Raw genomic sequence first — 14168 nt, forward strand, 5'->3', positions numbered from 1 at the left:
GATAAGCGCGCGGGTGTTCAAGCAATGAGCGATTTATTCGAAGAACACCGCAATTTTGTTAAACATGGTGGGATCGGACTGGTTGCGCGCCACTTTGGTGACGTCTTCCAGCTTGTCGATCTGGGCCATCATTTGCTCCAGACGCTGGTCATCATTAACCAGTAGCCAGATGCGGCTGTGCTCGCTGCCCTGAATCGGCAGACAGAGAATGCCTTCCACGTTAAACGCCCGGCGGGCAAAGAGCCCGCAGACGTGGGTCATAACGCCAGGGTGGTTGCGGACGGTGAGTTCCAGAATGACGTTATCATGTTGTTTCTGCATGGCTTATTCTCCCACCATCTCAGTATTTGCCGCTCCCGGCGGCACCATCGGATACACTTTTTGTTCAGGGTCGATACGCACGTGGATCAGCGCCGGGCCGGGGCGAGAAATCGCCGCCTGCAGCGCCGCGTGGGCATCCTCTTCGGCGTTCAGATCGCAGGTGTGCAGGCCAAAGCCGGCGGCAATCTGCATAAAGTTAATCATCCCAGGGTAGGTCGCGGCAAACACGCCCTGCTTGTAGAACAGGCTCTGCTGCTGGTGCACCAGCCCCAGCGCCTCGTTGTTCATCAGGATGATTTTCACGTCTAACTGGTTTTCGGCCGTGGTCGCCATTTCCTGAATGTTCATCATCAGGCTGCCGTCACCGGAGAAGCAGATGACCTTGCGGTCCGGGTTGGCGAGGGCTGCACCGACCGCCGCAGGCAGGCCGAAGCCCATGGTTCCCAGACCGCCGGAGGTCAGCCACTGGCGCGGTCGGTTCAGCGGGTAGGCCTGGGCGGTCCACATCTGATGCTGGCCCACGTCGGTGGTGATAATCGCGCTGTCGTCGACACAGGCGGCCACGGCGTTGATAAGACCATAGTGGCTCAGCGGATCGCCTTCGGTTGGGATGGCGCCCGGGAACTCGCGCTGCAGATCGGCCACCAGCTGGCGCCAGTCCGCGCGCTCGGCTGCGTCCGTCTGCGGGATCAGCTGCGCCAGCACCTCGGCCACGTCGCCCTGAATAGCCACGTGCGGCTGCTTGATTTTACCCAGCTCGGCGCGGTCGATATCCACGTGAATGATTTTGGCGTTCGGGCAGAACTGCTCGGTTTTACCGATCGCCCGGTCATCAAAACGCGCGCCCATAACAATCAGCAAATCAGCCTCTTGCAGGATGTAATTGGTGCTGCGCGCGCCGTGCATGCCCAGCATACCTAATGACAATGGGTGCGCCTTAGGCAGCATGCCCAGCGCCATCAGGGTCATGGTAGTGGGCAGGTTGGTTTTCTCTGCAAACTCGCGGATTTCATCCGCAGCGTTAATCGCCCCGCCGCCCAGATAAAGCACCGGGCGTTTGGCGGCGTTAATCATGGCGGCGGCATCGCGCACGCTCTCAGCGCTGAATTCCGGCGCGGGGGCACGCTCGCCCGGCTCCGGCAGGACGTCTATCTCGATCTCTGCGGTCTGGACATCCTTAGGAATGTCTATCCACACCGGGCCCGGGCGGCCAGACTGCGCAATGCGAAACGCATCGCTGATAACCTGAGGAAGCTCGCTGATATCGCGAACTAAATAGTTATGTTTGGTGATGGGGATAGAGATGCCGTAGGTGTCCACTTCCTGGAACGCATCGGTGCCAATCATCGAGGACGGTACCTGGCCGGTAATGCAGATCAGCGGAATGGAGTCGAGGCGCGCGTCGGCGATGGCGGTGACCAGGTTGGTTGCGCCCGGGCCGCTGCAGGCCATACAGACCGCCGGTTTGCCCTGCGTACGCGCCATGCCCTGAGCAATAAAGCCTGCCCCCTGCTCGTGGCGCGCCAGCACGTGGCGGATCTGCGTGCTTTGGCTCAACGCATCGTACAGCGGCAGCACCGTGCCGCCCGGAATACCCGCAACGGTAGTGATGCCCTGTCGTTCCAGCAAATGAACGATCAGCTGCGCGCCAGTAAAACGCCTCTTTGTGGATGTTGTGCCCGAAATTGCCATGCTCCAGTCCTTTTCTTCTGGGCCGACGTTCCGGGGAGGGTCCTAAACGAAAAACCCCGCCCGGTTTGCGCCGGCGGGGTTTTGGATTCGTGTGTTGATCCAGTCCCTACGGCGCATTGCCGACGACCACCACCACACGCACGACGACCACTGCGGCTGGTTGCGCAGTTTTTAGTAGGGCCGAAGTGAAGATGGATGAAGTCATTGGGGACCTGTGTTTGGAATCATTGATGGAATTTATACAAACACAGGTTTTCGGGCGTGACAATGGAAATATTTTCATCTGCGCAAAAATGCGTCAGGGATCACGTTTCGTTTGTTGGGTGATGAAAACAAAAAACCCCGCCTAAGCGAGGTTTTTATCAGGGTTTTGCGGTTGGTGGCCGCAGAACACACTGTGTTACGTCAACGCAAAAAGTATACGCGATCGAAGATGAACGCGCAATTCCGGCACGGATTTTGACGCTTTTGAGTATGGATCGCCTTCCTGATTTTGTCCAAAAAATACTGTTCATACATACAGTATTTATCTATACTGAGGGTGTTCGCAGTGAGCGAGGGGGCCGCAGTTTTACCGGCGCAACGAAGTCCTGGCTGAAACGGGTGGTGCCGTCAGTGCCTTAACCCCTGAAGTGAGCACACTGTGTTACGTCAATCCAGGTGCTGGCAACAGGCGGCGGAAAGGTACGCCAGCATCGTGCTCCTTTTACCCAAAAGGAGACGCGTATGAGCGTAGTGGATATGGTGATACTTATCCTCAAACTCATTGTTGCTGTACTGCAACTGCTTGATGCTGTCCTGAAATTCCTTCGGTAATTCAGGTTCAAGTCGCACCTGAGAGGGGCGGGCAACCGCCCCTCTTTAATAACGAGGGAATGCTATGTCGCGTCTGTTAATTGAGCCTGTCACACCGGATGAGCCGGGGTATATCGCCCTGAAGGCTGAAAGTATCGCACTGAATTTCAACATGCTGCGCAGGCTTGAAGAGAACTGGCAGCGCGGCGAGAACCGCTTTAACGCGCCGGGAGAAAAGCTGCTGGGCGCGTTTCTCAACGGCAGGCTGGTCGGCGTATGCGGCCTCAACCGCGATCCGTTCAGCCAGCAGCCGCGCGCCGGACGTATTCGCCATCTCTACGTCAGCGAGAAGTGCCGCGGGCTGGGCATTGGCAAACAGCTTTTAACCGTGGTGATGGCCGATGCCAGCATCTGGTTTGATTTCCTGAATACCCACGCGCCGGACAGCGCGTACGGCTTCTATCGCCAGGCGGGTTTTACGCAGGTCTCGGACGAACCGCGGGTGACGCACCGCCTTTTTTGTGCCGTGTAGCCGGCTGGCAGCATCAGGGTGTGAATGTTACAGTTGAGTGACAATTCATCACCCGATACGCCATGACCACCACCGTTTTCTGCATTTTGCTCTTCGCGGCGCTGCTGCATGCCAGCTGGAACGCCATCGTTAAGGCCGGAACGGACAAGCTCTATTCCGCCATAAGCGTCAGCGGGTCCGCCACGCTTATCGCTCTGGTCTTATTACCGTTTTCCCCACAGCCATCTGCTGCAAGCTGGCCGTTTTTGATCGTCTCCTGCGCCTTACAGGTGGTCTACACCGTGCTGGTAGCGAAGACCTATCAGGTCTCGGATATGAGCCAGACCTATCCGCTGATGCGCGGCACCGCCCCGCTGCTGGTGGCGCTGATCGGCGTGCTGGCGCTCGGGGATCGTCTCTCCTGGCTCGCCTGGTCCGGCATCGGAGTAATTTGCCTTTCGATTCTGGCGATGGCGATGCATGGCCACATGCAGTCACGCAAAGGGATCTGGCTGGCGCTCCTGAACGCCTGCTTCATTGCCGGGTATACGCTGGTCGACGGCACCGGCGTGCGGCTGTCGGACACCGCGCTGGGCTACACGCTGTGGACCTTCTTTATGAACGGCTTCTGCCTGTTGAGTTGGGCAATGGTGGCGCGCCGGCGCGAGGCGTCCAGCTACCTACGCATGCACTGGAAAAAGGGGTTACTCGGCGGGGTGGGCACCATGGGCTCTTACGGTCTGGCGCTTTGGGCCATGACGCAGGCACCGCTGGCGGTGGTCGCGGCGCTGCGTGAAACCTCGATTCTTTTTGGGGCGCTGATCGCGTTTGTCCTTTTAAAAGAGAAGGTTGCGGGCCTGCGCATCGCGGCGGCGCTGGGTATTGCCGGCGGCGCCATTCTGCTGCGCCTGGCGTAAATCACTGGCAACATTAGTTGCCGATCTTGTTTACAAATCCTGCCTTTCCCGGTTTTTTCATTCACCACGACAATGCTTAAATTGTCATCTCTCTGTGGTAGATTCCTCGCGCATTTATGGGAATGCGCAGTCACTTATTCTTCATTTTTCTCTTTTTGCAAAAGTATTCAGCGACATGAAAAAACAAAGGAACGTTAACTTATTGTTGATGCTGGTGTTACTGGTGGCCGTCGGTCAGATGGCGCAAACCATCTACATTCCGGCGATTGCCGACATGGCAAAGGAATTGAACGTCCGCGAGGGCGCGGTGCAGAGCGTGATGGCAGCCTACCTGCTGACCTATGGCGTTTCGCAGCTCTTCTACGGCCCGCTGTCTGACCGCGTCGGGCGTCGCCCGGTGATCCTGGTGGGCATGAGCATTTTCATGGTGGCGACGGTGATTGCCATTACCACGCACAGCCTGACCGTACTGATTGCCGCCAGCGCCCTGCAGGGTGTCGGGACCGGCGTCGGCGGGGTGATGGCGCGAACCTTACCGCGCGATATGTATCAGGGTACACAGCTCCGTCATGCCAACAGCCTGTTGAATATGGGTATTCTGGTCAGCCCGCTTCTCGCCCCGCTGATTGGCGGCCTGCTGGACACGATGTGGTCCTGGCGCGCCTGCTACGCCTTCCTGCTGGTGCTGTGCGTGATTGTCACCTTCAGCATGGCGCGCTGGATGCCGGAAACGCGCCCGCAGGACGCGCCGCGCACGAAGCTCATCACCAGCTATAAAACGCTGTTTGGCAACGGGTCGTTTACCTGCTACCTGCTGATGCTGATCGGCGGCCTGGCGGGCATTGCGGTGTTTGAAGCCTGTTCCGGCGTGCTGCTGGGCGCGGGTCTGGGCCTGAGCAGCATGGTCGTGAGTATTCTGTTTATTCTGCCGATCCCGGCGGCGTTCTTCGGCGCGTGGTTTGCCGGACGCCCGAACAAACGCTTCTCCACCCTGATGTGGCAGTCGGTGATCAGCTGCCTGCTGGCGGGTCTGATGATGTGGATCCCAGGGCTGTTTGGCGTGATGACGGTCTGGACGCTGCTCATCCCGGCAGCGCTGTTCTTCTTCGGCGCGGGGATGCTGTTCCCGCTGGCGACCAGCGGCGCGATGGAGCCGTTCCCGTTCCTCGCAGGCACGGCTGGTGCGCTGGTAGGCGGTTTGCAGAATATCGGCTCCGGCGCGCTGGCCTGGCTCTCGGCGATGATGCCGCAGACCGGGCAGGCTAGTTTGGGCCTGCTGATGACGCTGATGGGGCTGCTGATTTTACTGTGCTGGCTGCCGCTGGCGTCGCGTGTTCCGCATCACGAGCAGCCGGTTTAACCGCATGATGGCCCGGCTTCTCGCCGGGCTTTTCGCAGACGGGCGCAATCATCGCCTGCAGCAACGGCTCCGGCGCGGGCCGCCAGGCCCCCTCTTCCCCGTCGTAAAACTGGAAATCCGCGTTCAGCGCATACGGGATTTTCGCCTTTTGCAGCTCGCAGGCCATAAAGGTGGAGAACGCCATTTGCGAAGCGGTTGGCGTGAGGTGGTTTGACTCTCCCACGCCCCAGCCCCCGACCCAGCTAACGTGCCCGGTTTTTTGCTGCCAGCGCAGCGCGGTATTGATGCGATTATGGATAGCCGCTTTCTCCGCCGCCGTGCCGGACGTCCACGGGTATTTACCGCTATTTTTCAGCGGCCCCCACGGGAAAATATGCCACTCCGCCAGCAGGTAGTTTTGGCTGTGCGCAGGCAGCTTCAGGCTGGATAAATCCTCCGGCGCGGCGCGCAGGCGTGGCGCAATAAAGATCATGCGCTGCGGATCCATGTCGTGGATCGCTTTAATGGTTTTTTCATACACGCGGTTTAGCGACGCGAGGTTGTGGTTAAGCTTGTCGGCCGGCTCATAGATGAGATCAAAACCCAGCAGCGGATAGCTCTGACCAAAATAGTGCGCCACGGCAATCCACCAGTTAATCGTCTCTTTCTCGTTATCGGCTTTCGGGTCGTTTTTATATTCATCAGCCTGATAAGCGATGATAGGGATCACGCCATACTGCTCGCAGGCTTCCACCAGCTTGCGCAGGTGGATCAGCCGCGCTTCCGTCGGTTCATCGGCTACACGAATGCGCACGTGGGTAATGCCTTTTGCACGAAAATCGCGTACTACCAGCGGGTCGAATTCGCGTATGCCGCGCTCGGTGCGCGCCCAGTCCACATCCATCCCGACGCCCATCTGCTGCGCATAACGGGCAGCCGTCAGCGGCGGCTCAGCGGCAATCGCCCAACCGGAAGAGATCAATAATGCAGAGACAATAAAAGGCTTTAACACGGTTTACCCTGGATAAATCGAAAGCATTACCTGTATTTAGCACGCTTTTTCACATTCCGTGTAGAGCGAAAGCGTAATAATTCTTCAACCGGCCAGTTCTCTCAGCCAGCCGATAAAGGCATCTATTTTCGGCCACTGTCGGCCTGAAAGCGTCGAGATATAGTAGTGCTGATGGCATTTCAGAGTTTTTTCACCAAACGGGGCGATAAGCTCGCCCCGCTCAAGTCGTTTCTGCACCAGCCGCTTTCTGCCCATCGCGACGCCGACGTGGTTAATGGCCGCAATAATCGCTAAATCAGAACGATCGAAACCAATGCCCGACGATGGCGGCATATTCACCGCAAAGTGTTGCGCCCAGCTCAGCCACTCATCCGTGCCGGAATCGTTGCTCCAGGCCTGACGGTCATGCAGTAGCGTGCAGTGGCTGAGGTTATCGGGGTTTTTCAGCAGTTCATGCTCGCGGGCATACTGCGGCGAGCAGACGGGCAAAATCGCCTCGTCCATCAGAAAGTGATGAGAGAGGTGGTTTGGCGGCGTATCGTCGAAATAGAGCGCCAGGTCGACGCCCGTTCGCTGCATATTAACGTAATCATTGCCGGTCAGGACGGTGAGTGAAATCGATGGATAGCGGCGGGTAAAGTCCCCCAGCATGGGCACCAGCCAGCACTGGGCGATCGACGGCCGGGAGTAGACCGTCAGCGTGCCGGACAGCGCCTGGTTTTTGATGTCCAGGATCTCCTGATTCAGGGTATCGAGGGACGATTTCAGCGTCCAGTAAACGCGCTTTCCCTCCTGCGTCAGCTCGACTTTACGGTGCGAGCGGACGAACAGCTGTATGCCCAGCTCCTCTTCCAGCAGGTTGATGCGGTGGCTCACCGCGCTGGGGCTGAGCGACAGCTCCTCCGCCGCCAGGGCGAAGGACTCATGCCGGGCGGCCACTTCAAAGGTATACATTTTCGACAGCTGCCAGCCGTTTAACAGCCGGTTTCTGGCTTCATTTGCATCGGTCATCACAATTCTCGCGCGGGGTTTCTGCGCTCAGCATACCGCTCAAGGGTGAATTTATGTGAACCTAATACGAATTAAGTGCGCTTTTTAGAGCGCAGTCACTCAGTTGATCCAATCTGGCTCACCTGAACGCCAATTTATATCGTTTGTCAGCCCCCGCCGTTTTTTCGTCCAATACCCACAGATGACATAAGGGTGAGGTGAGATATGGGATCTCAGGTCTGGGTTGTGGCAACGCTGCTGGTCAGCATTGTGTTGATTGTTTTAACCATCGTTAAGCTGAAGTTTCACCCGTTCCTCGCGCTGCTGCTGGCGAGCTTTTTCGTCGGCGCGATGATGGGGATGAGCCCGCTGGATATGGTGAACGCCATTGAGAGCGGAATTGGCGGTACGCTGGGCTTCCTGGCGGCGGTGATTGGTCTGGGCACCATTCTCGGCAAGATGATGGAAGTCTCCGGCGCGGCAGAGCGCATCGGGATCGCGTTGCAGCGCTGCCGCTGGCTGTCGGCGGACGTGATTATGGTGCTGGTGGGCCTTATCTGCGGCATTACGCTGTTTGTGGAAGTGGGCGTGGTACTGCTGATCCCGCTGGCGTTTTCCATCGCCAAAAAGACCAACACGTCGCTGCTCAAGCTGGCCATTCCGCTCTGTACCGCGCTGATGGCGGTGCACTGCGTGGTGCCGCCGCATCCGGCCGCGCTGTTTGTGACCAATAAATTAGGCGCGGACGTCGGAACGGTCATTGTCTACGGTTTGATGGTGGGCCTGATGGCCTCGCTGGTCGGCGGCCCGCTGTTCCTGAAGCTGCTCGGCAATCGTCTGCCGTTTAAACCGGTTCCGGCGGAATTTTCAGACCTGAAGGTGCGGGAAGAGCACACCCTGCCGTCGCTGGGCGCCACGCTGTTCACGGTGCTGCTGCCGATTGCCCTGATGCTGGTGAAAACCATTGCCGAGCTGAATATGGCGAAAGAAGGCACGATGTATACGCTGCTGGAGTTTATCGGCAACCCGATCACCGCCATGTTTATCGCCGTGTTTGTCGCCTACTACCTGCTGGGGATCCGCCAGCATATGGGCATGGGCACGATGCTGACGCACACCGAGCACGGCTTCGGCTCTATCGCCAACATTTTGCTGATTATCGGCGCGGGCGGCGCGTTTAACGCCATCCTGAAAACCAGCGGACTGGCGGACTCGCTGGCGCATATTCTCTCGAACCTGCACATGCACCCTATCCTGCTCGCCTGGCTGGTGGCGCTGGTGCTGCATGCCGCCGTCGGCTCCGCGACGGTGGCGATGATGGGCGCCACGGCGATAGTCGCGCCGATGCTGCCGCTCTACCCGAACGTGAGCCCGGAGATCATCACCATTGCCATCGGTTCCGGTGCCATTGGCTGCACGATCGTGACCGATTCTCTCTTCTGGCTGGTGAAGCAATACTGCGGCGCTACCCTGAACGAGACCTTCAAATACTATACGACGGCGACGTTTATCGCCTCGGTGCTTGCACTTGGCGGCACATTCCTGCTTTCCTTCATTATCTGAGCGCGAAGAGACGTACTATGGAAAACGCAACTATCACTACTTTAACCGCACAGTTTCCTCTGGTTGAGGATCTGATTGCCCTGAAAGAAACCACCTGGTTTAACCCGCGCACCACGACGCTTGCAGAAGGGTTGCCGTACGTCGGGCTGACCAAAGCCGACGTGGACGACGCGCACGCGCGCCTCAACCGCTTCGCGCCGTATCTGGCGAAAGCCTTCCCGGAAACGGCGGCAACGGGCGGGATTATCGAATCCGAACTGGTTGCAATCCCCGCGATGCAAAAGCGGCTGGAGAAAGAATCTGCGAAGTCTATTCCCGGCACGCTGCTGCTGAAAAAAGACAGCCATCTGCCGATTTCCGGCTCGATTAAAGCGCGCGGCGGTATCTATGAGGTGCTGACCCATGCGGAGAAACTGGCGCTGGACGCAGGGTTGCTGAGCATCGACGACGACTACAGCATTCTGCTGGAGCCGCGCTTTAAGGACTTCTTCAGCCAGTACAGCATTGCGGTAGGCTCAACCGGCAACCTCGGGATGTCCATCGGCATTATGAGCGCCCGCATCGGCTTTAAGGTGACGGTGCATATGTCTGCCGACGCCCGCGAGTGGAAGAAAGCCAAACTGCGCAGCCACGGCGTCATCGTAGTGGAATATGAGCAGGATTACGGCGTGGCGGTAGAGCAGGGACGAAAAGCGGCGGAAAGCGATCCGAACTGTTTCTTCATTGACGATGAAAATTCCCGCACCTTATTCCTGGGCTATGCGGTGGCGGGCGAGCGCCTGAAGGCGCAGTTTGCCGAACAGGGCCGCGTAGTGGATGCGGATCATCCCCTGCACGTCTACCTGCCGTGCGGCGTCGGCGGCGGCCCTGGCGGCGTGGCGTTTGGCCTGAAGCTGGCCTTTGGCGATAACGTCCACTGCTTCTTCGCGGAGCCAACGCACTCCCCGTGCATGCTGCTGGGCGTTTACACCGGCTTGCACGATGAAATCGCGGTGCAGGATCTGGGCATTGATAACGTGACGGCGGCGGACGGTCTGGCGGTAGGACGCGCGTCGGGCTTCGTGGGCCGTGCGATGGAGCGCCTGCTCGACGGGTTCTATACGCTTTCCGATCAGAGGATGTACGACATGCTCGGCTGGCTGGCGCAGGAGGAAGGGATCCGTCTGGAGCCGTCCGCGCTGGCGGGCATGGCCGGGCCGGTGCGCGTGCCTTCAGATGCCAGCGTTACCCACCTGGTGTGGGCGACCGGCGGCGGTATGGTGCCGGAAGACGAGATGGCGAAGTATCTGGCTATAGGGAAAAAATAACCTGTAGATGGGTTACCGCAAACAGCAGCGACAGCAACAGCACGGCCAGGGCGATCAGGAATTTATCCCGCACCGCCTTCGGCTGTACAAAATCATTCTGCGCCACGTCCATCAGGTTACGGCTGCGGGTATAGCGCCATAAAATGATGGCCACCAGCGCCAGCACAACAATAGAAATCCAGAATGGCACCCCTGTGCGGTGCCAGTTGTGCTTAATCGCCAGGGCAATCAGCGCGCCATACCCCAGCAGCGTGCGCAGCCAGGCGAGCGACGTCCGCTCCGGCTGCAGGCCGGGGTCCGCTTCGCGCCGCGCTTTGCGGCTATCCGCCATAGAACACCAGCACCATTACCACGCCCGCCACCGTCAGCAGAATCGTGCTGATGATCAGCAGCCCGCGCGTATAGGGCAGATCCTGCTTCAGACGCATCGCCTTCTCATTGCGCAGCCAGCGCAGGTAGCCGTATATCGCCAGCACGCCCGCGAACAGGCACAGCAGCAGCGCCAGCACTTCGCGAATCAGCGGCGTGGCGAAATCAGGTGCGAGCTGATCGAGGCCGACGCCTGCTGCCAGAAAGCCCAGCGCCGTGCGGATCCACGCTAAAAACGTGCGTTCATTGGCCAGAGAGAAGCGGTAGTCCGGCGCTTCGCCGAGGCGGGAAATTTTCATGAAGGTTCCTTGTCGTGCTTCGGGCAGGCTTCAGCATAGCGTAAATCGACAAGGACAAGGAGACCGGCATCGGGCGATGCCGGTCAGGACGATTAGTGCAGCTCTGGCCAGTAGTCCTTATTGGCCTCGATCAGGTCATCCAGAATCGCTTTCGCGACGGACGCGCTCGGCACGGTTTTCGACAGGGTGATCGCCTGCCAGAGTTTCTGGTACGAGCGCTGCTCCCAGGCATCCACCACCAGTTTTTCCACCGCCACCTGCTGGCTCATCAGCCCTTTCTGGAAGTGTGGAATATCGCCCACCGTGAGCGGCTCCGGCCCGTTATGGCCGACCAGGCACGGAATCTCCACCATCGCGTCGGCATCAAAGTTATGGATGGCCCCGTTGTTTGGCACAATCAGCAGCATCCGCTCCTGGGTGTTAAAGGCAATTGCCGTCGCCAGATCGACGATGTACGACGCATGTTCGTCAATTTCCAGCTCGCCGGCGGAGGAGTGACCGGCTTCGATAATCGCCCGGCAGGAACTGAACACGTGCTTCTCACGGTGATCCATGACCTCATTGGCGCGGGTGCGTTCCGGGTTGGAATGCGCCACCACGTAGTCCGGGAACAGGTAATACTTCAGGTAGGTGTTCGGCATGGTATCCGGATCCAGCGCCTGCACGTCTTTTGCTTTGGCAAAGGTATCGTTCCAGCTCGCTTCGGTGTGCGCATCTTCCGAAGGCGGAACATAGCCGTTTTTAGCGACGTATTCGCGCAGTTTCGGCATCAAGTCGTTGCCGTTCAGATCTTCAATAGACGTCCACCAGCCGAAGTGGTTCAGGCCGTAGTAGCGCACGCGCATCTCTTTGCGGTCCTTCAGGCCGACAATCTGCGCCATGCGCCCTTCAATGCCGATCGGCATATCGCAAATGTTGAGGATTTTGGCGTTCGGACGCAGGCGACGCGTGGCTTCCGCGACAATCGCCGCCGGGTTGGAGTAGTTCAGCATCCACGCGTTCGGCGAGTACTGCTCCATATAATCCACCAGCTCCAGCACGCCGCCGATAGAGCGCATGCCGTAGGAGATACCGCCCGGGCCGCAGGTTTCCTGGCCCAGCACGCCGTGGCGCAGCGGGATTTTTTCATCTTTTTCGCGCATCGGGTATTTGCCCACGCGGATATGCGCCATCACAAAATCAACATCGGTAAACGCCGCTTTCGGATCGGTGGTGTAGCTGAACTCAATCTCCGGGGCTTGTTCCTTAAGGATGATTTTGCACGCTTCGGCGATGGTCTCCTGACGCGCGCCGTCGTTGTCATAGAACTTCAGCGCGCGCAGCGGGAAACGGTCACGGTTGGCTAACAGCATCAGGACGATACCAGGCGTAAAGGTGCTGCCGCCGCCTGCAATGACAACTGAGAATTTTTTCATGATATAGCCTCTGTCAGGGTGGTTTGTTCATTCGATAAAGGGGTTTTCATCAGCGATTCAAGCTGGTCGCGCACCTGAGGAACGTGCAGGCCGACAATCACCTGAATGCCGTTGCCGCGTCGCACCACGCCGTGGGCGCCGAGGGCTTTGAAGACGTCATCGCTTTGCGTTTTCGCCATATCCACAAGCGCAATGCGCAGGCGGGTGGCGCAGTTGTTGATGCTTTCGATGTTGGCCGCGCCGCCGAGCGCCTGCAGGAATCCGGCTGCCTGCCCAACCTGCTGGCTGGCCGCCGCCGGGGCGGTGGTTTGCCCGCGCGCCGCCTTATAGTCGGCCTTGCTGTAGAGTTTGATTTCGCTCTCTTCCCGGCCCGGCGTTTTCAGGTTCAGGCGTTCGATCAGCGTTTTGAAGACCACGAAGTAGATGCCGGTGAAGCAGACGCCGATACCGATCTGGGTGAATACCGTCGAGGCATGGTTATGGAACATTGGGATCCAGTTTTGCGGCAGGAACTGGTCCAGCAGGCCGCCGCCCATATTCCCGACCACGCCGAAGGTATACATCACCGTTGCCATGGTGGCTGCCAGCACCGCGTGCACGGCAAACAGCAGCGGCGAGATAAACAGGAAAGTGAACTCAAGCGGTTCAGTGATGCCCACCAGCAAGGCGGTGAGCGTGGCCGGGACCAGCAGCCCCGCCACCTTGACGCGGTTTTCTGGCGACGCGGTATACCAGATCGCCAGCGCAATCCCGACCGAGCCAAACACTTTTGAGTTGCCGTGAAGCGCGAATCCGCCTTCCGGGAAGAGGGTTTTCAGCGGCAGGGTGCTCTGGCTGAACGCCTGCAGGTGCTGCGCCCAGTAGACCTGAATCCCGCCTTCCACCGCCGCCGGGCCGAAGATGAACGGACCGTAGACGAAGTGGTGCAATCCGGTTGGGATCAGAATGCGTTCCAGGAAGGTATACACCCACACGCCCAGCGCACCGGCGGAGCGCAGGAACGCCTGCAGGGACTCGATACCCATCTGTACTTTCGGCCAGCCCAGCAGCGTCAGCCAGGCGCAGGGGATCATGACGAAGAACGCGAGGATAACGACAAACGAACTGCCCTGGAAAATCCCCAAAAACACCGGCAGCGGCTTGTCGAAGTAGCGGTTGTGGATGGCGGTGACGATGCCTGAGATCACAATGGCACCGATGATGCTGGTATCGAGCGTTTTGATACCGGCAATCATCGCCAGCCCGCTTCCGGCTGTCGGTTCGGCGGAGAAGTCGACGCCGAAGAAGTGGCCCCAGGTCATCCCCATCGCGTTAATGAAGTAGTTCCAGGTCAGGAAGCTAATCAGCACCGCCAGACAGGCGCGGCCCTGCGCCTGCTTCGCCAGGCCAATCGGTAAGCCAACGGCAAAAATCAGCGGCATATTGCGAAACACCGCCCAGCCGCCCTCTTCAATGATGTGCACAATCTGCGCGAAAAGATGATCGGGGGCCGTTAAGGCTTCGCCGACAAACAGCGGGTTGCGAAGCATGATGGCGATTCCCACCACGATCCCGGCGAACGGAAACAGCAACACCGGGGTAAACATGGCACCGCCAAAACGTTGTATTTGACTGAGCATTTTTAAATCCTCATGAAAC

General features: G+C 58.7%; 15 protein-coding genes. 6 read left to right on the plus strand and 9 right to left on the minus strand.

Translation table 11 applies throughout. The annotated features are described in order from the left end of the window. Positions 1-33: 33 nt before the first annotated feature. The 3 genes from ilvN to ivbL all read right to left on the minus strand — a co-directional run bounded on the left by ilvN (position 34) and on the right by ivbL (position 2218). Positions 34-321, minus strand: coding sequence for an acetolactate synthase small subunit (gene ilvN, locus LA04_RS00105; protein WP_010426528.1), 288 nt, complete (start codon positions 319-321; stop codon positions 34-36). A 3-nt stretch (positions 322-324) separates the two neighbouring features. Continuing rightward, complete coding sequence (gene ilvB / locus LA04_RS00110) at positions 325-2013, minus strand: acetolactate synthase large subunit (protein ID WP_047649999.1); 1689 nt, start codon at positions 2011-2013, stop codon at positions 325-327. A 106-nt stretch (positions 2014-2119) separates the two neighbouring features. Continuing rightward, the gene (gene ivbL / locus LA04_RS24220) at positions 2120-2218 is read right to left on the minus strand and encodes an ilvB operon leader peptide IvbL (protein ID WP_152594337.1); all 99 of its coding nucleotides are present in this window, start codon (positions 2216-2218) and stop codon (positions 2120-2122) included. Between the two features lie 521 nt (positions 2219-2739). Between ivbL and tisB the strand changes: the two genes are divergently transcribed. The 4 genes from tisB to emrD all read left to right on the plus strand — a co-directional run bounded on the left by tisB (position 2740) and on the right by emrD (position 5596). Continuing rightward, on the plus strand, positions 2740-2829 hold the full coding sequence (tisB, locus tag LA04_RS23170; protein WP_023309830.1) for a type I toxin-antitoxin system toxin TisB: 90 nt from the start codon (positions 2740-2742) through the stop codon (positions 2827-2829). Positions 2830-2893: 64 nt separating this feature from the next. Continuing rightward, positions 2894-3340 carry a GNAT family N-acetyltransferase gene (locus LA04_RS00120; protein WP_047650001.1) on the plus strand — a complete coding sequence of 149 codons (447 nt, stop codon included), beginning with the start codon at positions 2894-2896 and terminating at the stop codon, positions 3338-3340. Between the two features lie 62 nt (positions 3341-3402). After that, positions 3403-4236, plus strand: coding sequence for an EamA family transporter (locus LA04_RS00125; RefSeq protein WP_047650004.1), 834 nt, complete (start codon positions 3403-3405; stop codon positions 4234-4236). 175 nt (positions 4237-4411) lie between these two features. Then, positions 4412-5596 (plus strand): multidrug efflux MFS transporter EmrD, encoded by a 1185-nt coding sequence (gene emrD, locus LA04_RS00130; protein ID WP_029741426.1) that lies wholly within the window; start codon positions 4412-4414, stop codon positions 5594-5596. Here emrD and LA04_RS00135 read toward each other — a convergent pair. Beyond that, positions 5499-6587: a cellulase family glycosylhydrolase gene (locus LA04_RS00135; protein ID WP_047650005.1), complete on the minus strand. Its 1089-nt coding sequence runs from the start codon at positions 6585-6587 to the stop codon at positions 5499-5501. The two genes, emrD and LA04_RS00135, sit on opposite strands and share 98 nt — an antisense overlap. A gap of 84 nt (positions 6588-6671) precedes the next feature. After that, positions 6672-7598: a DNA-binding transcriptional regulator DsdC gene (gene dsdC, locus LA04_RS00140; protein WP_047650007.1), complete on the minus strand. Its 927-nt coding sequence runs from the start codon at positions 7596-7598 to the stop codon at positions 6672-6674. Positions 7599-7802: 204 nt separating this feature from the next. On the opposite strand from dsdC, the gene dsdX reads away from it, so the two are divergent. Together dsdX and dsdA are read left to right on the plus strand one after the other, a co-directional pair. Then, positions 7803-9140 carry a D-serine transporter DsdX gene (gene dsdX / locus LA04_RS00145; protein ID WP_047650009.1) on the plus strand — a complete coding sequence of 446 codons (1338 nt, stop codon included), beginning with the start codon at positions 7803-7805 and terminating at the stop codon, positions 9138-9140. 17 nt (positions 9141-9157) lie between these two features. After that, complete coding sequence (dsdA, locus tag LA04_RS00150) at positions 9158-10447, plus strand: D-serine ammonia-lyase (RefSeq protein ID WP_047650010.1); 1290 nt, start codon at positions 9158-9160, stop codon at positions 10445-10447. On the opposite strand, the gene LA04_RS00155 is transcribed toward dsdA, so the two are convergent. The 4 genes from LA04_RS00155 to LA04_RS00170 all read right to left on the minus strand — a co-directional run bounded on the left by LA04_RS00155 (position 10431) and on the right by LA04_RS00170 (position 14149). Beyond that, positions 10431-10778: a DUF202 domain-containing protein gene (locus LA04_RS00155; protein WP_047650012.1), complete on the minus strand. Its 348-nt coding sequence runs from the start codon at positions 10776-10778 to the stop codon at positions 10431-10433. The two genes, dsdA and LA04_RS00155, sit on opposite strands and share 17 nt — an antisense overlap. After that, positions 10768-11115: a YidH family protein gene (locus LA04_RS00160; protein ID WP_023309821.1), complete on the minus strand. Its 348-nt coding sequence runs from the start codon at positions 11113-11115 to the stop codon at positions 10768-10770. Before LA04_RS00160 ends, LA04_RS00155 begins: the two co-directional genes overlap by 11 nt. Before the next feature lie 92 nt (positions 11116-11207). Further along, positions 11208-12530 carry a 6-phospho-alpha-glucosidase gene (locus tag LA04_RS00165; protein WP_047650013.1) on the minus strand — a complete coding sequence of 441 codons (1323 nt, stop codon included), beginning with the start codon at positions 12528-12530 and terminating at the stop codon, positions 11208-11210. Beyond that, positions 12527-14149: an alpha-glucoside-specific PTS transporter subunit IIBC gene (locus LA04_RS00170; RefSeq protein ID WP_047650014.1), complete on the minus strand. Its 1623-nt coding sequence runs from the start codon at positions 14147-14149 to the stop codon at positions 12527-12529. The genes LA04_RS00165 and LA04_RS00170 overlap by 4 nt, the downstream gene beginning before the upstream one ends. Between the last annotated feature and the right edge of the window lie 19 nt (positions 14150-14168).

This window comes from Enterobacter sp. UCD-UG_FMILLET (assembly GCF_000762975.1).
Lineage (GTDB): Bacteria > Pseudomonadota > Gammaproteobacteria > Enterobacterales > Enterobacteriaceae > Enterobacter > Enterobacter dykesii.